Here is a 16,798-nt window from a genome sequence, read left to right on the forward strand (position 1 = left end):
GTGGGTTACATTGGGGTCATGAATGCCACACGGCCAATGACCCTCACGGCCGTCATGAGCACGACGGCGCTGCTCCTGGCCGCCTGTGGTGGACCTAGCGACAGCGATCCACCGGCACCCACCACCTCCCATGCCGCCCCGGCGAGTGCCCCGACAGTCGAGCCGCTCAACGCCACCAACTGCCAGGTGGAGGCGGCGGACACCGCCGACTCCTCCGCAGCGGCAGCGGCCGATAGCGACCGAGACATCACCACCAACCCGGAGATCGCCACCGGCTACCGCTCCGGCATGCAGGCGGTGGCCAGCGAGAACTTCTCCGTCGCCACCGCGAATCCACTGGCAACCAAGGCGGCCTGCGACGTCCTCATGGACGGCGGCACAGCGGCGGATGCGCTCGTGACCGCCCAATTCGTCCTCGGCCTCACCGAGCCGCAATCCTCGGGCATCGGTGGCGGGGGATACATCCTTTACTACGACGCCGCCTCCGGGCAGACCTCGGCCATCGATGGCCGGGAGGTAGCCCCGCTGGCAGCGGATGAGAACTATCTCCAGGATGCGGTGCCGGATGCGCGCCGCTCGGGTCGCTCCATCGGCGTCCCCGGAATTGTCGCGGCGCTCGGTGAATTGCACGAGCGCCAGGGAGCCCGCGCATGGTCGGACAACCTGACTCCGGCGGCGGAGCTCGCCACCGCAGGCTTCGAGATTTCGCCAAGGATGGCCGCGTCCGTGGCCGACTCGGCCGAGGACCTCGCCCGCGATCCGGAAGCTGCCGCCTACTTCCTCGACGATGGGGTGGCGAAGCCAGCCGGGACGAGGATGCAGAACCCGGAGTACGCCGCGGTCGTCGATAAGCTCGCTGCGGAAGGCCCGGACGCGCTGTACACCGGTGAGCTGGCGCAAGCCATTGTGGACAAGGCGGCCTCCACCGATGGTGGGATGACTCCCTCGCTCATGACCACCGCTGACCTGGCCGGCTACACCCCGGTGACCCACGAGGCGCTGTGTGCGCCCTATCGCTCATTCGAGGTATGCGGCATGCCGCCGTCCTCATCGGGTGGCGTCGCAGTCTTAGAGACCCTGCGCCTGCTCAACGCCTATGACCTGGCGCAATATGCCCCCGCCGAGGCGGGACCAAATGGCGCCCTACCGGCCGCCGAAGCCGTGCACCTCGTGTCGGAGGCCGAGCGACTCGCCTACGCCGACCGCGACGCATACATCGCCGACCCCGCGTTCACCGACATCCCCGGTGGCGTGGGAGTATTCCTCAGCGACTCCTACATCGCGGAACGGGAAACGCTCATTGACCCCGAGAAGTCCATGGGCAGCGCCCAGCCCGGCGAGCTGGTTCCCGCGATGGCCCGCGGGGCCGACCTGCCCGAACAAGGCACGACGCACATCAGCATCATCGACGGCCAGGGAAATGCTGCCTCCGCGACGACGAGCGTCGAAGCCGCGTTCGGCTCCTTCCACATGACGAACGGATTCCTCCTGAACAATCAGCTCACCGACTTCAGCGCGGACCCGGTCGGGGAGGATGGCCAACCAGTGGCTAACCGAGTCGAGCCGGCCAAGCGGCCGCGCTCGTCAATGGCGCCGATGCTGGTGTTTGACGACGGCCAGCTCAGCATGGTCGTCGGCTCACCCGGTGGCTCGCTCATCATCCAGTACGTGACCAAAACACTGGTCAATATCATCGACTGGGAGATGAATCCGCAGCAGGCGGTCTCCGCGCCCAACTTCGGTGCCCGCAATACCCCGGTCACCGGCATCGGCGGCGAGCATCCCCTCATGGATGACCCGGGAGTCTTGCTCAGCCAGCTTGAAAGCCTGGGGCATGAGATATCGGTAGATGACCAGTCCAGTGGGCTATCTGCCCTCGTGGTCACAGACACGGGAATTCTCGGCGGCGCCGATCCCCGCCGGGAGGGAACAGTTCTGGGCGGCTAGCGGAGGATCGCGCCGACGATCCGCCCCAGGTGGCCCAGGTGCTCCACCTCGCTAGCGAGGAAGTCCGGGCCACCGGTACGCCCCACGACCAAAACCAAGCCGGTGCCCTCCAACGGGGTGACGGCGAGGGAGGAGTCGAGCAGCCCCCATGACGCGGGAACCCAGTCCTCCATGTCGGGGTTGAGGATGCGGGCAGCGGTGACGGAAATGTCAACGGGGCTCGAACCATCGTCCTCGGGTGCAGCTTGGGAAGCAGCGACGCGGGTGATGGAAGTACTCGCCTCGACATCATCAAGCACGATGCCCCACGACGCAGTCATGGACTGGGGAGTGACCTTGACCAGCTCCTCCATGGCGCGGGGGATGTTGCCCGAGTGGGCGGCCACTTTAGAGAGCATCTCGATCTGTCCCCGGCGATCCACGCGGCCAGAGAAGGGCCGGATGGAATCGACCTCGACGCCGTCGATGGAATTGGCGGCCGTGATGAGCGTATCGGCCATGACATCGTTGGGCAGCTCCACGACAATGTCATCCATGACCGTGCCATCAGGGAAGGTCTCGACAACGTCAACGGACATAATATTGCCGCTGACCACGCCAATCGCCTCCGCTAGTTCACCTAAGCTTCCCGGTGCATCGGGGAGCAGAACGCGGATGAGGAAGGACATGGTGAGTGGGCCACCTTTTCAATCAATTGCTTGCCGGATACATCAGTGTGAGTTCATCTTAGATACAAAACTGCCCAAATTGGGGACCCTCTCCGTTTCGCCCGCGCAATCTTCGGCCGGGATGGCAGCTGCAGTACCATGGGAAAAGTTCATTCGTAGACGTGTAGTAAGGATTGAGCCTAAAGTGTCCGAAATTTCGCGTGACGAGGTCGCCCACCTCGCGAAGCTGTCCCGCCTGGCGCTCAGTGAAGAAGAGCTGAAGCCGTTCGCTGACCAGATCGACGGGATCGTCGACAGTGTCTCCGCCGTCCAGCGGGTCGATACCAGCGGGGTGGAGCCCATGAGCCACCCGCATTCGATCACGACCTCCATGCGCGAAGACGTCATCGTCCCGACGCTCACCGCTGAGCAGGCTCTCGACCAGGCTCCCGCCGTCGAAGATGGTCGTTTCGTCGTTCCGCAGATCCTCGGGGAGGAGCAGTAGCCATGAATTACACCGTTCCGGATTCCGGGTTGACGTCCCTCTCGGCCGCCGAGCTCGCCGAGAAGATCCACTCCCGCGAGGTCACCTCCCGTGAGGTCACCCAGGCGCACCTCGATCGCATCGCCGAGACCGACGATCGGGTCAACGCATTCCTCTACGTCGGCGCGGAGCAAGCTCTGGCCGCGGCCGACGCCGTCGACGCCTCTCTGGATCAGGGCGAGGCCCCGGCCTCGGCGCTGGCTGGCGTCCCCCTGGCACTCAAGGACCTGCTCACCACCACCGATGCGCCCACCACCGCCGCGTCGAAGATGCTCGACGGGTGGATGAGCCCCTACGACTCGACCGTCACCGCCAAGATCCGCGCGGCCGGCATCCCGATCCTGGGCAAGACCAACCTGGATGAGTTCGCCATGGGTTCCTCCACGGAGAACTCGGCCTACGGCGTCACCCGCAATCCCTATGACCTTGAGCGCACCCCGGGTGGTTCCGGTGGCGGCTCCTCCGCGGCCCTGGCTGCGGGGCAGGCACCCCTCGCCATTGGCACCGACACCGGTGGTTCCATTCGCCAGCCGGCCGCGCTGACCAACACCGTTGGCGTCAAGCCCACCTACGGCACCGTCTCCCGCTACGGTCTCATCGCCGCAGCGTCCTCGCTGGACCAGGCGGGCCCCACGGCCCGCACGGTCCTGGACACCGCACTGCTGCACGAGATCATCGCCGGATACGATTCTTTCGACGCCACCAGCGTCAACCGGCCTGTCGCCCCGGTCGTTGCGGCAGCCCGCGAAGGCGCCAACGGTGACCTCAGCGGCGTCAAGGTCGGCGTGGTCAAGCAGTTCGACCGCGCAGGTTGGCAGCCCGGTGTCATGGAGAACTACCACGCTGCCCTGCGTCAGCTCCCCGAGCAGGGCGCGGAGATCATCGAGGTGGATTGCCCCCACTTCGATGACGCGCTGGCCGCGTACTACCTCATCATGCCCTGCGAGGTGTCCTCCAACCTCGCTCGCTTCGACGGCATGCGTTACGGCCTGCGCGCCGGTGATGACGGCACCCGCTCGGCCGAAGAAGTGATGTCTCTCTCGCGCGCCGAGGGTTTTGGCCCGGAGGTCAAACGCCGCATCCTCATCGGCACCTACGCGCTGTCCGTGGGCTACTACGACGCCTACTACTTGCAGGCTCAGCGTGTTCGTACCCTCATCGCCCAGGACTTCGCCGCTGCCTACGAGAAGGTGGATGTGCTGGTCACGCCGACGACCCCGTCGACGGCCTTCAAGCTGGGGGAGAAGGTCTCCGATCCACTGGAGATGTACAACTTCGACCTGTGCACGCTCCCGCTCAACCTCGCGGGGCTGTGCGGTATCTCGGTGCCCTCCGGTTTCGCCTCGGACACCGGGCTGCCCGTCGGCCTGCAGATCATGGCCCCGGCGTTTGCCGACGACCGTCTCTACCGCATCGGTTCTGCCTACGAGGCGGGCCGCCTGGTACCTTAGGGTCACCTAAGCCAATCAGGAGGTTCGTCCCTTGTCCCACGCCACCGTCACCGCTGTCCGTCGCCTCACCAACGACCTGGTGCGCATCAGCTTTGATTGTCCCGACCTCGTCGGGGCGGAACTGCCGCACACCGATCACTACATCAAGATCGTGTTCGGTGAATCGGTGACTCGGACCTATACGTTCCGTCGGGCTGACACGACGACGGGACGCGTCGACATCGACTTCGTCACCCACGGCGACGAAGGGTTGGCTGGCCCGTGGGCCCAGCGGGCCCAGGTCGGGGATACCATCGAGTACCGCGGGCCGGGCGGGGCCTGGCACCCGGGAGATTATGACCACTTCGTCCTCGCCGGGGACGAATCGGCTGCCCCGGCGATTGCCGCGGGCCTTGACAAGCTCCCGGCCGGGGCGAGCGCCGAAGTCTACATCGAGGTAGAAACCTGCGACGACACCTTCGAGATGCCCGAACCAGCAGGAGTCACCGTGCACTGGGTGCCCCGGCAGGGCGCGACCCACGGCACCCGGCTATCGGAGGCCGTGCGGGCCGCGGGCATTCCGCCGCAACGCACGGGGTGGTTCATCCACGGCGTGGCGGAAATGATCAAGGAAATGCGGCGTTTTCTGTTCATTGACGGCGACGTCGATCGGAAAGACGTATCCATCTCCGGCTACTGGCGCATCGGCATGACCGAAGACCAGTGGCAGGCGTCCAAGCGCGAGTTCAACGCGGAACTGGACGCCGCCGAACAGGCCTAGTGGCGGTCAGCCAAGTAATGTGCGGCCCCGGCAGCCACCGTTGTCACTGAGATGACGGCGGGCCAGGGGCCGATTTTCTTTGCCAACGGGTGCGAGGCGCCGAACGCGCCGACGTACAACGCGCCCAAACCAACGGCGGTCACCGGCCCGGACGTGGCCAGCCAGCTGCGCACTGCCCATCCTCCGGCCGCGGCGAGCAGCACCCCGCCGAGCGGGCGCACGCCGGTCTCGCGGGCGGTGAGCCAGCCTCCGACCAGGCCCAACGCGACGACTGGGGCGGTAGCAACTTCTTCTGGTTTCTTGAGATCGATCATGTTTTTGATCTTAGTTACACTCGTGCGAATGAACACGGTCCTTCCCAAACCCCAGGCGTGGCGCGCACTCGCCGCGCTCTGTCTCGGGTTCTTCATGATCTTGGTGGATCAGACCATCGTGGCCGTGGCCATGCCGTCCTTTGTGGAGTACTTCGACGCCTCGCTCAACCAGGTCGTGTGGGTCACGTCGGTGTACCTGCTGTGCATCGTCGTGCCGCTGCTGTTCACCGGCCGATTGGGGGATCGGTTCGGGCAGCGCGCGGTGTACCAGACGGGCGTGGCAATTTTCACGCTCGCGGCGGTGGCCTGCGCCTTCGCCCCCACGATTGAGGTGCTCATCGCCTGTCGTGCTGTCCAGGGCCTCGGCGCGGCGATCCTCACCCCGCAGACGATGAGCGTGATCAACCGTGTCTTTGCCAAGGAAAACCGGGGTGCCGCGCTCGGCGTGTGGGGTGCAGTCGGATCTGTTGCCAGCCTCGTCGGCCCGGTCGTGGGCGGGTTCATCGTTGGCACCGTCGGCTGGCAGGGCATCTTCTTATTGCACGTCCCCGTGGGCGTGCTGGCGATCGTGTTGTCCGGGTTGTGGGTCCCGCGCCTGCCCACCTACGCAAAGAAGATCGACGTCCCCTCGGTCATCGTCTCCTTCGTCGGCATGACCTCGCTCGTCTTTGCCATCCAACAGGGCCCCGAATTTGGCTGGCCGTGGTGGTTGCTCATCGTCGGGTTCATCTGCCTGTACTGGTTCGTTCGCCTTCAAGCCAGGGTGGACGAGCCGCTGGTTCCGCTGGGGATTTTCCACAACCGCAACTTCTCCCTCGCCGCGTTTTCCATCGCGACCATGGGATTTACCGTGTCCTCGATGATGCTGCCCATCATGGTGTGGCTGCAGGATGGCCGCGGACTTGATTCCTCCCGCGCGGGCCTGATGATGGTTCCCATGGCGATCATCGCCATGATCGGCTCCCCGCTCGTGGGTCCCTTCTCTGACCGCTACCACCCGCGGGTGATGTCCATGGTGGGTTTCGGTATTTCCGCCGTCTCCCTCGTGGTGGCCAGCTGGATCATGCTGTCCGATGCCCCCACGTACTATTTCCTTTTCGCCATCGGCCTGTACGGGCTCGGCAGCTCCTTCATCTGGGCACCGAATTCTGCCACGGCGATGCGCGACGTCGACCTCGCGTACATGGGTGCGGCGTCCGGGGTCTACAACACGACCCGCCAGATCGGTTCCGTTCTTGGTGCCGCGATGGTGGGTGCAGCGATGCAAGTGGGATCGGTCGCACTCGGACTTGAACACGGCATGGCAATCGCCCTGCTCATTCCTGCTGTCGCCCTGGGTCTTGGCTTCGTCGCCGTCTCTTTCTTCCGTCCCAGCCTTCGCGTGTAGGCGGACGCGGGGATAGAGTGGAGGTCATGCGACTTGCCACCCTTACCTCCGGCGGCGACTGCCCCGGACTCAACGCAGTTATCCGCGGAATCGTCCGCACCGCCAGCGCCGAATTCGGCTCGACAGTCGTCGGGTACGAAGACGGCTGGGTCGGTCTCATGGAGGACCGTCGCGTTGATCTCTACGACGACGAGAACATTGACCGCATCCTGCTGCGCGGTGGCACCATCCTCGGCACGGGCCGTCTGCACCCGGATAAGTTCAAGGCTGGCCTTGACCAGATCAAGGCTAACCTTGCGGACGCCAAGATTGATGCCCTGATCCCCATCGGCGGCGAAGGCACCCTCAAGGGCGCCAAGTGGCTCTCCGATAACGGCATTCCGGTTGTCGGCGTTCCCAAGACCATTGATAATGACGTCTACGGCACCGATTACACCTTCGGGTTTGATACTGCCGTGGCCGTGGCCACCGATGCGGTGGATCGCCTCCACACCACCGCGGAGTCTCACAACCGCATCCTCATCGTGGAGGTCATGGGCCGCCACGTGGGCTGGATTGCTTTGCACGCTGGCCTCGCCGGCGGCGCCCACTACACCGTCATTCCCGAGGTGCCCTTCGACATCGCGGAAATCTGCAAGGCCATGGAGCGCCGTTTCCAGATGGGCGAGAAGTACGGCATCATCGTCGTCGCCGAAGGTGCCGCCCCGAAGGAGGGCACCATGGAGCTGCGTTCCGGTGGCGTTGACCAGTTCGGCCACGAGCTGTTCACCGGCATTGGCCAGCAGGTCGCCGATGAAATTCACGCTCGCCTGGGCCACGATGTCCGCACCACCGTTCTGGGTCACATTCAGCGTGGCGGCACCCCCACCGCCTTCGACCGCGTCCTGGCTACGCGCTACGGCGTGCGCGCCACCCGCGCGGTGCATGAGGGCAAGTTCGGCACCTGTGTCGCGCTTGACGGCGAGCGGATCATCAACATCCCCCTCGACGTCGCCGTGGGTCACCTCAAGACCGTGCCGCTGGATCGCTACACCACCGCGCAGGCGATGTTTGGCTAGAAGCCTTCGCCGTCCATGATGAGGCGGGCGCTGCGGGCAAGTGCAACCCACTCCAACTCGCCGTCCACTACTGAAGCCGAAACCGTCACGGTGCCCTTCGGGTGCCGGAGGACGGTTTCTGTGCTTGGTGGCCGATCAGCAATGGTGCCGCCGAGGGCGAGCGCGCCGCCGATACCCAGGATGCCCGTCGCGGGCAGGGCATGGTGTACCCGCCCAACCGAGGTCATGAGAACGGGCAGCGGGTCTCCCTCGCCGAGTAATGCCAGGCGGGGAAGCACGGGGCCGTCCAGGCCCATGAGGCCTGCCGCTTCCTGGCGAATTTCCTCGAGTCGGTCGAGGAGTTCCTCATCGGCGTTGAGCGCGGCCGGAGTGGCACACGTATCTATGCCCACGTCAGCAGCCCGCAGCATCGCAATCGGATTGGCGATGTCGACGAGGCTGGCCTCAAGGCCACTGTCCGGGAGGATGACTCGCGGGCCGAGTGTGCCGGGGGCGAGGAAGCGGACGTCGATACGCTCACCTGAATGGGAAAGCTCGAAGATGCTGTCGGTGTTGGCATTCCACACGCGGACGGTCTCCCGCGGGCTTATCAGCCCGTGGTGGACGGCAAACGTCGAGATGGCGGCAGAGATATTGCCGCAATTGCCAGACCAATCGACGTGGGACTCGGTGGGGGAGACCTGCGCGAACACACTGACCAGGTCGACATTCGGCGGACAATCTGGATGCTCAGGCGGTAGGCCAACAAACATCACCTTGCTGTTGGACGAGACCCCGCCACCGAGCCCATCAATGGCCAGGGGATCGGGGCTCCCGATCAACCGCAGGCACAGCTCATCGCGATCGGCCGGGAGAGCAGGCAGATCACGCAGGTGAAGGAAGACTGCTCGGCTGGTTCCGCCGCGAATGATGGAAAGTCTCATTCCCGTATCCTATAAAAATGCCCCGCTACGCACTGATCAAGCACTATCGCGGCGTCCCCGCCGACTTCCCTCCCATGTCCACGTGGACACCGGACGATGTTCGCGCCCACGTCGACTACATGGACCGATTCGCCGACAAGCTGCGCGCCAGCGGTGAGTTCGTGGACAGTCTCGCGCTGTCAGAGGAGGCCGAATTGATCACCGCCGACGGCTCCACCCGCGCGGTCCCCGCTTCCAAGGCCCTGGTGGCTGGCTGGATGCTTATCGACGTCCCCTCGGCCCGCCGGGCCAGGGAACTCGCCGCCGAGCTCGCGGCCGCCCCCGGCAAGGATGGGGTACCTCTACGAGAGTGGTTGGAGCTGCGCACGGCCTATGGCGCCCCGATGGCGGACGATGAGGGCGAGACGGGCTAAAATCTGGCCCATGACTGCCCCGATGTATGACTTGATGGATTTCGACGACGTTCTGGTGAAGTTTGACCCCGTCATGGGCCTGGAGGTCCACGTTGAATTAGCCACGGAGACGAAGATGTTCTCCGCAAGCTCCGCTCATTTCGGCGCGGCCCCGAACTCTCACGTCGATCCCGTCTCCCTCGGCCTGCCCGGTGCGTTGCCCGTGGTCAATGCCAAGGGCGTTGAATGGGCCATCAAGATCGGTCTGGCACTGAACTGCTCCATCGCGGAGTCCTCGCGTTTCGCCCGGAAGAACTACTTCTACCCGGATCAGCCGAAGAATTACCAGATCTCCCAGTACGACGAGCCGATTGCCTACAACGGTTACCTGGACGTCCAGCTCCTCGACGGCACCGAGTGGCGCGTGGAGATCGAGCGCGCCCACATGGAAGAAGACACCGGTAAGCTCACCCACCTGGGCGGCACCTCGGGGCGCATCCACGGCGCCACTGCTTCGCTGGTGGACTGCAACCGCGCGGGCATCCCCCTCATCGAGATCGTGACCAAGCCGATCGAGGGCGCAGGCTCGCGTGCCCCGGAGATCGCCAAGGCCTATGTCTCCGCCCTGCGTGACCTGGTTAAGGCGCTCGGGGTGTCCGATGCCCGCATGGATCAAGGTTCCATGCGCGTGGATTCCAACCTCTCTCTGCGCCCCATTGGTCAAGAGGAATTTGGCACCCGCACCGAGACGAAGAACATCAACTCCCTCAAGTCCGTCGAGCAGGCTGTGCGCTTTGAGATGATGCGCCAGGCAGCCGCCATTGAAAATGGCGAGGTCATCGTCCAGGAAACCCGCCACTACCAGGAGACGGACGGCACCACCTCCAAGGGGCGCCCGAAGGAGACCTCCGAGGACTACCGCTACTTCAACGATCCGGATCTGCCGCCGGTCATCGCCCCGAAGGAATGGGTGGAAGAAATCCGGGCGACGCTGCCCGAGCTGCCGTGGGTCCGCCGCGCCCGTATTCAGGAGGAGTGGAAGCTCCCCGACGCCGAGATGCGCGACCTCGTCAACGCTGGCGCCTTGGAACTCATCATCGCCACCGTCGAGGAAGGCTCCACCCCCGACGAGGCCCGCGCCTGGTGGGTCAACTACCTGGCGGCGAAAGCGAAGGAAGCCGAGGCGGATCTGGATGCCCTGGCAATCACCCCGGAGCAGGTCGCCCGCGTCATCGCCTTGGTCAAGGAAGGGAAACTGACCACCAAGCTCGGGCGCCAAGCCGTCGACGGCGTCCTCGCTGGTGAGGGCGATGTGGACGAGGTCGTCGCCCAGCGCGGCCTGGAGGTCGTGCGCGATGACGGCGCCATCGAGGCCGCCGTCGACGAGGCCCTGGCCGCCAACCCGGACATCGTGGAAAAGTACCGCGCGGGCAACACGAAGGTCACCGGCGCGATCGTCGGAGCCGTCATGAAGGCCACCCGTGGCAAGGCCGATCCGGCCCAGGTGAACAAGCTCATCGCCGAGAAGCTGGCGTAGCTGCGCTACGTCAGCAGCTTGGCGATCTCGGTGACGCAGATAAACACGAACGACGCCGAAATGATCGCCATGAGGGTGTTGCTGAACCACCCGTTGCGCCACTCCTGTGGTGTGCGTTTCGTGTTGAGCAGGATGAGCAGGGTCAGCCCGAGGAATGGCATGAAGAACGCGCCCAGGACGCCATAGGCGATGACCAGCGCTGTCGGGCGGCCCAGGAACAGCAGAAGCATCGGGGGGAACGTTAACCACAGGATGTACCAGCGGTAGTATTTCCCACCCGAGCGGGTATCTGGATGATCCTTGGGGAGCTTGCGTAGGTGGCCGATGAAGTCGGCGAACATCATGGACACGCCGTTCCACACGCCGATGACGGAGGACACGGCTGCGGCCCAAAATCCCACGAGGAAGACGGTGGCCATTCCTGATCCATACCGGTCATTGAGCACCTCGGCCAGATCCACGAGACCCTTGTCGCCGGAGGACACCGCGATGTTCGCGCTGTAGAGCAGGTCGCCGCCGACGATGAGCATGGCGACGACGAAAATGCCGGTGACGATGTAGGCCACTGAATTGTTCAGGCGCATGACCTTCATCCACGGTGGTGAGTCCCATTTCTTTTCATGCAGCCAGTAGCCGTAAGCGGCGAGCGTGATGGTGCCGCCCACACCTCCGGCGAGGGAGAGGACGTAGACAAAGGATCCCTCGGGAAGCGTCGGGATGAGGCCGGTGAGAATTTCCGGCAGGTTACGCAGTGACAAGGTGGCGATACCCACCACCGTGAGGAACATGATTGCCACGAGAAACGCGATGACTTTCTCGAACATTTTGTAGTGGCCCAGCCACGTCAGGCCGAAACCGATCAAGCCGGAGAACACCGCCCACATGAGGAGGGGAGTTCCGGGGAAGAGGGCGGCCAGCGCCATGCCGGAGGCGCTCATGGCGGCAGCGCCGTACACGAAGCCCCAGATAACGATGTAGGGGGCGAAGTACCAGGTCGTCCACTTACCCAGCGTGGACCAGCCGTGGAAGATGGTGTTGCCGGTGGCTAGCGTATAGCGGCCCACCCCCTCGACGAGGACGATTTTCATGAGCGTTCCAGCTACGCATGCCCAGAGGAGCGCGTAGCCATAGCGCTGGCCGGCGATGAGAGTGGCCACGAGGTCGCCAGAGCCGACTCCGGTGGCCGCTGCCACCAGACCGGGGCCAATGACCGTCCATTTACGGGAGGTGGGTGGTGAGGACATCGCGGAGGGTCCTTTCATTGAGAGGCATAGGCCTGACCGGAAATGTGACGAGGCTAACACAGGATTCGGTCATTTGGTAGATATAAATACGCTGAGAATTTAAGCGTGGAGGTCCACCGGCCTGGTCCACTGGCACAATGGTTCTCTATGAGCACCTATCACCCGTCAGATAACCGCTATGACTCCATGCCGTATCGCCGAGTGGGACGGTCGGGCCTGAAATTGCCCGCCATCTCCCTCGGAATGTGGCACAACTTCGGCGACGATAAGCCGCTAGAGACCCAGCGCTCCATCCTGCGCCGCGCCTTCGATCGGGGAGTCACCCACTTCGACCTGGCCAACAACTACGGCCCGCCGATCGGCTCGGCGGAGACCAACTTCGGTCGCATTTTCGCGGAGGATTTCAAGCCTTACCGCGACGAGCTCGTCATCTCCTCCAAGGCCGGCTGGGACATGTGGCCGGGGCCCTACGGCTTCGGTGGCTCGCGCAAGTACCTCATGGCCTCGCTTGATCAGTCGTTGGAGCGCATGGGCCTGGACTACGTCGACATCTTCTACCACCACCGTCCGGACCCGGAGACCCCCCTGGAGGAAACGATGTACGCCCTGCGCGACATTGTGGCGTCCGGCAAGGCCCTCTACGTGGGTATTTCTTCCTATGGTCCCGAGCTCACAGCGGAGGCCGCGGAGTTCATGGCCGAAGAGGGTTGCCCGCTGCTGATCCACCAGCCGAGCTATTCCATCGTCAACCGTTGGGTCGAGGAACCGGGCGAGGACGGCGATTCGCTCCTCACCGCCGCCGCCGACAATGGCCTCGGTGTCATCGCCTTCTCGCCGTTGGCGCAGGGCCTGCTCACCAGCCGTTACCTGAAGGGCGTGCCGTCGGGGTCGCGCGCAGCTGCGCAGAAGTCCCTCTCGGGTGAGATGCTCAGTGAGGAAAACCTGGAGATGGTGTCCCGGCTCAACGACATCGCTCAGGAGCGCGGGCAGTCGCTCGCCCAGATGTCGCTGGCATGGGTGCTGCGCGAGCAGGGTGACTACGGGGCAGAGACCGTGACGTCAGCGCTCATTGGATCGTCCTCGGTGACCCAGCTGGATGAGAACCTCGATACCCTCAACCACTTGGAGTTCAGCGCCGCCGAACTCGCTGCCATCGATGAGGTTGCCCGAGACGCCGGGATCAACATTTGGGCAGACGCCACGGCCTCCCGGATCCACGGAGACGAGTAAGTTACATCAGGATCAGCTTGAGGGCGAGGGCGACCAGGACGCCGGTGATGATGAAGTTGAGCCAGCGCCACACCTCGGGCTTGGATAGTGGCTTGCGCAGGAGGCCAGCGCCGTAGCCAACGAGTGGGAACCAGAGGAAGGTCGCGCCCAAGGCTCCAAGGCCGAAGAGCCAGCGGCCTTCCTCGCCATACTGATTGGCTATGCCGCCGACCATGACCACCACGTCGACGTAGGCGGCGGGGTTGAGCCAGGTCAGTGCGATGGCCATGAGCATCGGTTTAAACCACACCGGTCGTTGCGTTGCGTGGGTCCGTTGCCGGAGCCTGGTCTTGGTCAAGACCGCGCTGCTTCCGCCGGTGCCTTCCGGCTGTCCAGTTGGGGCCTCGTCGACGACGGTCACGGAGCCCGGGTGCAGGGCGTCTTTGAAGGTGCGCCAGGCAAACCAGAGCAGATAAACCGCGCCTCCCCAGCGCAGGACCTCGAGAACGAGGGGGGCCTTTTCTACGAGGATGCCTACACCGGCGATGCCACCGGTGATGAGGACGATGTCGGAAAGCACACAGACGATGATGACGGCGGTGATGCCTTCGCGGCGGATACCCTGCTTGATCAGCAGGATGTTCTGCGGCCCGACCGCGATGATGAGGGAGAGTCCGAGGAAGAACCCGGCGAGCATAATCGACATGAGCGATATTCTCCTTTAGCTGAGAACTTAAGACCAATTACATTTCTGCAACCTGGTTTAGAATTGCTTCATGAACCCGATCCACCTGGAAACACTGCTCGCCGTCGTCGACGAAGGCAGCTTTGAAATCGCCGCCGCGGTGCTGGGAGTGTCCCCATCGGCGGTGAGTCAACGGATCAAGGCGCTGGAAGCTCAGGTTGGCCGAGTGCTTGTTCAGCGCACCAGCCCGGCCAGCCCGACCGAGGCCGGCGAGGTCATGGTCCAGGCCGCCCGCCGCATGGCCTTGCTCCAGGCGGAAACCAACGCGCAACTAAGCACCCGCCCGGAGCGCGTCCCGCTGTCCGTGGCGGTCAACGCGGATTCCCTGGCGACGTGGTTTCGCCCCGCGCTCGCCGACGTCGCCCGCATGGGCTCCGCGGTCCTGCGGCTGCGAGAAGAAGGTGAGGCCCGCACTCTGGCCCTGTTGAGGCGGGGCGATGTGCTCGGGGCGATCACGCGGGAGGCTACCCCGGTGTCCGGGTGCGACACGCTAGAGCTCGGCGTGATGCGCTATCGGGCAGTGTCGACGCCGCAGCTCAAGGAGGACTACACCGTGGACGGAACCATCGATTGGGCTCGCATGCCCGCGTTGAGGTTCGGGCCCAATGATGCGTTGCAGGACGCCGACCTCGACGGCCGCCTTGATGAAACGGTCCGGCGCCAGCGCGCCATCTCGCAGATCCCCTCGTCCGAGGCCTTTGTGGAAGCCACGCGCGTGGGCCTGGGGTGGGCGTTGTTGCCCCTGCTTCAGGCTTCCGAGTTGGTGGAGTCGGGGGAGTTGGTCACGTTGGATGACGACATCGTGGACGTGCCCTTGTATTGGCAGCGCTGGCGGCTCGAATCGGAGCTGGTGGAGCGGCTCACCACTGCCGTGCGGGATGCCGCTAGCGTATTGCCTCCCGCCCATGCGGGGTGAGCAGGCCGGATAGGTCGGGGCCCTTGGGCACGATCTGGGTGGGATTGACTTCCTTGTGCACCACGTAATAGTGCTCCTTGATCTGCTCGAAATCGGTGGTGTCACCGAATCCGGGCATCTGATAGAGCTCGCGCAGGTAGCCCCAGAGGTTGGGCATCTCGGTGATCTTGTTGCGGTTGGCTTTGAAATGCCCGTGGTAGACGGCATCAAAACGCACGAGGGTGGTGAACAGGCGGATGTCTGTCTCGGTGATGTGATCGGTGACGAGGTAACGGCGGGTGCTCAAGCGTTCTTCCAGCTTGTCCAAGGCTGTCCAGAGGCGGTCGTAGGCCTTGTCATAGGCCTCCTGGGATCCGGCGAAGCCGCAGCGGTAGACGCCGTTGTTGACCTCGGTGAAGATCCACTCATTGAGCTGGTCCATCTCCTCGACATGATCGGCGGGCCACAGGTCTGGGGCGTCCGGGCGGGCATAGTCACCCCATTGAGTGATGAGGTCGCGCACCAGTGAGGGATAGTCATTGGTCACGACCTGACCGGTGGGGATGTCCACCATCGCAGGAACAGTGATGCCGCGGGGATAGTCGGGGAATCGTTTGAGGTACGCGTCCTGCAGGCGGGGGATGCCCAGAACGGGGTCGAGGCCGTCCGGGTCCAGGTCAAAAGTCCACGAGCGCTTGTCATGGGTGGGGCCGGTCAGGCCGAGGGAAATGACGTCTTCGAGTCCCATGAGTTGGCGGACGATGACGGCGCGGTGGGCCCAGGGGCACGCGCGGGCGGCGACGAGGCGGTAGCGGCCGGGTTCGACGGGCCAATGGAAGGTGCCGTCGGGCTGTTCGACGACCTCATCGACGGTGTTGACGATCCGGTCGTCGATGTAGTTGGTATCGCGGACGAATTCGCCGTCGGTCGAGGCGTTGTGGGCGTCGCCTGCCCATTCCTTAGTTGATGTCATATCAACAACCCTACACGATTGTTGTGTCTGGGGTGGTTGCTACGGTGTGAGGCGACATGAAAAGGATCGCGCTCCTCATCGCCATTGTGTTCGTCGCCGTCGGCGGCGGACTGCTTGTCGACGTACCCGCGCCCACCACCGTCGTCAGCGTCGTGCCGGCCGCACCAGTGGTCCCTGCGGACCTCGACGCCCTCGAGGTCAAGGGGCGCGCGCCCATGACCGGCTATGACCGCGACCTGTTCGGCCAGCGGTGGAGCGATGACGTCCGGGTGGACGGGGGCCATAATGGCTGCGATACTCGCAACGATATTTTGCGCCGGGACCTCACCGACCCGCAGATCAGGCCCGGAACCTTTGGCTGCCTCGTGGAGTCCGGAACGCTCGACGACCCCTACAGCGGCACACCCATCGCCTTCGTGCGCGGCGACAACCAGCTCCACATCGATCACGTGGTCGCATTAGCGGACGCGTGGGCCAAGGGAGCGCAGGCCTGGGACGAGGACACGCGCCGTGACTTTGCCAATGACCCGCTGAACCTGCTGGCCGTCGATGCCGGGCTCAATCAACAAAAAGGCGCGGGTGATGCCGCGACGTGGCTGCCGCCCAACAAGGCATTCCGGTGTGACTACGCCCAACGCATCGTCGCCGTGAAAGGTCGTTATGGCCTGTCAGTCACGGCTGCGGAGAAAGATGCGTTGGCCCGAGAATTGGCCCGGTGTGACGGCTCGCCGGGTATGGTCGCAGGAAAAACGGGGTCGGTGTCATAACCTGG

The 16,798-nt window shown here is 64.3% G+C and carries 16 protein-coding genes and 1 pseudogene; 11 read left to right on the forward strand and 6 right to left on the reverse strand.

All coding sequences use genetic code 11. The features are described from left to right. The first annotated feature begins 18 nt into the window (after positions 1-18). Complete coding sequence (gene ggt, locus CATRI_RS05465; RefSeq protein WP_290220420.1) at positions 19-1,947, forward strand: gamma-glutamyltransferase; 1,929 nt, start codon at positions 19-21, stop codon at positions 1,945-1,947. Here the strand turns inward: ggt and CATRI_RS05470 are convergent. After that, entirely contained in the window at positions 1,944-2,615 is a 672-nt protein-coding gene (locus CATRI_RS05470) for an ACT domain-containing protein (protein ID WP_290220422.1), read from the reverse strand. The genes ggt and CATRI_RS05470 overlap by 4 nt on opposite strands. A gap of 184 nt (positions 2,616-2,799) precedes the next feature. Between CATRI_RS05470 and gatC the strand changes: the two genes are divergently transcribed. From gatC to CATRI_RS05485, 3 genes are read left to right on the forward strand one after another with little or no spacing between them, the layout of a single operon-like run. After that, entirely contained in the window at positions 2,800-3,099 is a 300-nt protein-coding gene (gene gatC, locus CATRI_RS05475) for an Asp-tRNA(Asn)/Glu-tRNA(Gln) amidotransferase subunit GatC (RefSeq protein WP_290220423.1), read from the forward strand. 2 nt (positions 3,100-3,101) lie between these two features. Next, a complete protein-coding gene (gatA, locus tag CATRI_RS05480) occupies positions 3,102-4,589 on the forward strand; it encodes an Asp-tRNA(Asn)/Glu-tRNA(Gln) amidotransferase subunit GatA (RefSeq protein ID WP_290220425.1) in 1,488 nt (495 codons plus the stop codon). A 31-nt stretch (positions 4,590-4,620) separates the two neighbouring features. Further along, positions 4,621-5,349 (forward strand): siderophore-interacting protein, encoded by a 729-nt coding sequence (locus CATRI_RS05485; RefSeq protein ID WP_290220428.1) that lies wholly within the window; start codon positions 4,621-4,623, stop codon positions 5,347-5,349. Here CATRI_RS05485 and CATRI_RS05490 read toward each other — a convergent pair. Next, the gene (locus tag CATRI_RS05490) at positions 5,346-5,663 is read right to left on the reverse strand and encodes a hypothetical protein (RefSeq protein ID WP_290220430.1); all 318 of its coding nucleotides are present in this window, start codon (positions 5,661-5,663) and stop codon (positions 5,346-5,348) included. The genes CATRI_RS05485 and CATRI_RS05490 overlap by 4 nt on opposite strands. Before the next feature lie 28 nt (positions 5,664-5,691). On the opposite strand from CATRI_RS05490, the gene CATRI_RS05495 reads away from it, so the two are divergent. Continuing rightward, complete coding sequence (locus CATRI_RS05495) at positions 5,692-7,050, forward strand: MFS transporter (protein ID WP_144413228.1); 1,359 nt, start codon at positions 5,692-5,694, stop codon at positions 7,048-7,050. Positions 7,051-7,076: 26 nt separating this feature from the next. Then, entirely contained in the window at positions 7,077-8,108 is a 1,032-nt protein-coding gene (locus CATRI_RS05500; protein ID WP_047252897.1) for a 6-phosphofructokinase, read from the forward strand. Here CATRI_RS05500 and CATRI_RS05505 read toward each other — a convergent pair. Further along, positions 8,105-9,031 (reverse strand): PrpF domain-containing protein, encoded by a 927-nt coding sequence (locus CATRI_RS05505; RefSeq protein WP_290220434.1) that lies wholly within the window; start codon positions 9,029-9,031, stop codon positions 8,105-8,107. The two genes, CATRI_RS05500 and CATRI_RS05505, sit on opposite strands and share 4 nt — an antisense overlap. Before the next feature lie 17 nt (positions 9,032-9,048). Here CATRI_RS05505 and CATRI_RS05510 point away from each other — a divergent pair, with 17 nt between their 5' ends. Both CATRI_RS05510 and gatB read left to right on the forward strand, forming a co-directional pair. Next, entirely contained in the window at positions 9,049-9,444 is a 396-nt protein-coding gene (locus tag CATRI_RS05510) for a YciI family protein (protein WP_290220436.1), read from the forward strand. A 10-nt stretch (positions 9,445-9,454) separates the two neighbouring features. Continuing rightward, a complete protein-coding gene (gene gatB, locus CATRI_RS05515) occupies positions 9,455-10,960 on the forward strand; it encodes an Asp-tRNA(Asn)/Glu-tRNA(Gln) amidotransferase subunit GatB (protein ID WP_290220438.1) in 1,506 nt (501 codons plus the stop codon). 5 nt (positions 10,961-10,965) lie between these two features. On the opposite strand, the gene CATRI_RS05520 is transcribed toward gatB, so the two are convergent. Next, a complete protein-coding gene (locus tag CATRI_RS05520) occupies positions 10,966-12,204 on the reverse strand; it encodes an Nramp family divalent metal transporter (protein WP_290220440.1) in 1,239 nt (412 codons plus the stop codon). A gap of 147 nt (positions 12,205-12,351) precedes the next feature. Between CATRI_RS05520 and mgrA the strand changes: the two genes are divergently transcribed. Beyond that, the gene (gene mgrA, locus CATRI_RS05525; protein WP_047252902.1) at positions 12,352-13,434 is read left to right on the forward strand and encodes an L-glyceraldehyde 3-phosphate reductase; all 1,083 of its coding nucleotides are present in this window, start codon (positions 12,352-12,354) and stop codon (positions 13,432-13,434) included. Position 13,435: 1 nt separating this feature from the next. On the opposite strand, the gene CATRI_RS05530 is transcribed toward mgrA, so the two are convergent. Continuing rightward, entirely contained in the window at positions 13,436-14,119 is a 684-nt protein-coding gene (locus CATRI_RS05530; RefSeq protein ID WP_290220443.1) for a LysE/ArgO family amino acid transporter, read from the reverse strand. A 70-nt stretch (positions 14,120-14,189) separates the two neighbouring features. Between CATRI_RS05530 and CATRI_RS05535 the strand changes: the two genes are divergently transcribed. Next, on the forward strand, positions 14,190-15,074 hold the full coding sequence (locus CATRI_RS05535) for a LysR family transcriptional regulator ArgP (RefSeq protein ID WP_290220445.1): 885 nt from the start codon (positions 14,190-14,192) through the stop codon (positions 15,072-15,074). On the opposite strand, the pseudogene CATRI_RS05540 reads toward CATRI_RS05535, so the two are convergent. Next, positions 15,049-16,026 (reverse strand): annotated as a pseudogene (locus tag CATRI_RS05540) (glutathione S-transferase family protein); the annotation flags it as partial. The gene CATRI_RS05535 and the pseudogene CATRI_RS05540 sit on opposite strands and share 26 nt — an antisense overlap. 56 nt (positions 16,027-16,082) lie before the next feature. Here CATRI_RS05540 and CATRI_RS05545 point away from each other — a divergent pair. Then, positions 16,083-16,793, forward strand: a complete 711-nt coding sequence (locus CATRI_RS05545) for an HNH endonuclease family protein (RefSeq protein ID WP_290220447.1) — start codon at positions 16,083-16,085, stop codon at positions 16,791-16,793. Positions 16,794-16,798 lie beyond the last annotated feature (5 nt).

Origin of the sequence: Corynebacterium atrinae, assembly GCF_030408455.1 — a bacterium.
Taxonomy (GTDB): Bacteria; Actinomycetota; Actinomycetes; order Mycobacteriales; family Mycobacteriaceae; genus Corynebacterium; species Corynebacterium atrinae.

Bases quoted from the DNA above. Each gene is read 5' to 3' on its own strand.
- CATRI_RS05500 (WP_047252897.1), top strand. From the start codon at position 7,077: ATGCGACTTGCCACCCTTACCTCCGGCGGCGACTGCCCCGGACTCAAC.
- gatB (WP_290220438.1), top strand. From the start codon at position 9,455: ATGACTGCCCCGATGTATGACTTGATGGATTTCGACGACGTTCTGGTG.
- CATRI_RS05530 (WP_290220443.1), bottom strand. From the start codon at position 14,119: ATGTCGATTATGCTCGCCGGGTTCTTCCTCGGACTCTCCCTCATCATC.
- CATRI_RS05520 (WP_290220440.1), bottom strand. From the start codon at position 12,204: ATGTCCTCACCACCCACCTCCCGTAAATGGACGGTCATTGGCCCCGGT.
- CATRI_RS05470 (WP_290220422.1), bottom strand. From the start codon at position 2,615: ATGTCCTTCCTCATCCGCGTTCTGCTCCCCGATGCACCGGGAAGCTTA.
- CATRI_RS05490 (WP_290220430.1), bottom strand. From the start codon at position 5,663: ATGATCGATCTCAAGAAACCAGAAGAAGTTGCTACCGCCCCAGTCGTC.
- CATRI_RS05505 (WP_290220434.1), bottom strand. From the start codon at position 9,031: ATGAGACTTTCCATCATTCGCGGCGGAACCAGCCGAGCAGTCTTCCTT.
- CATRI_RS05510 (WP_290220436.1), top strand. From the start codon at position 9,049: ATGCCCCGCTACGCACTGATCAAGCACTATCGCGGCGTCCCCGCCGAC.
- CATRI_RS05495 (WP_144413228.1), top strand. From the start codon at position 5,692: ATGAACACGGTCCTTCCCAAACCCCAGGCGTGGCGCGCACTCGCCGCG.
- CATRI_RS05545 (WP_290220447.1), top strand. From the start codon at position 16,083: ATGAAAAGGATCGCGCTCCTCATCGCCATTGTGTTCGTCGCCGTCGGC.
- ggt (WP_290220420.1), top strand. From the start codon at position 19: ATGAATGCCACACGGCCAATGACCCTCACGGCCGTCATGAGCACGACG.
- CATRI_RS05535 (WP_290220445.1), top strand. From the start codon at position 14,190: ATGAACCCGATCCACCTGGAAACACTGCTCGCCGTCGTCGACGAAGGC.
- mgrA (WP_047252902.1), top strand. From the start codon at position 12,352: ATGAGCACCTATCACCCGTCAGATAACCGCTATGACTCCATGCCGTAT.
- gatA (WP_290220425.1), top strand. From the start codon at position 3,102: ATGAATTACACCGTTCCGGATTCCGGGTTGACGTCCCTCTCGGCCGCC.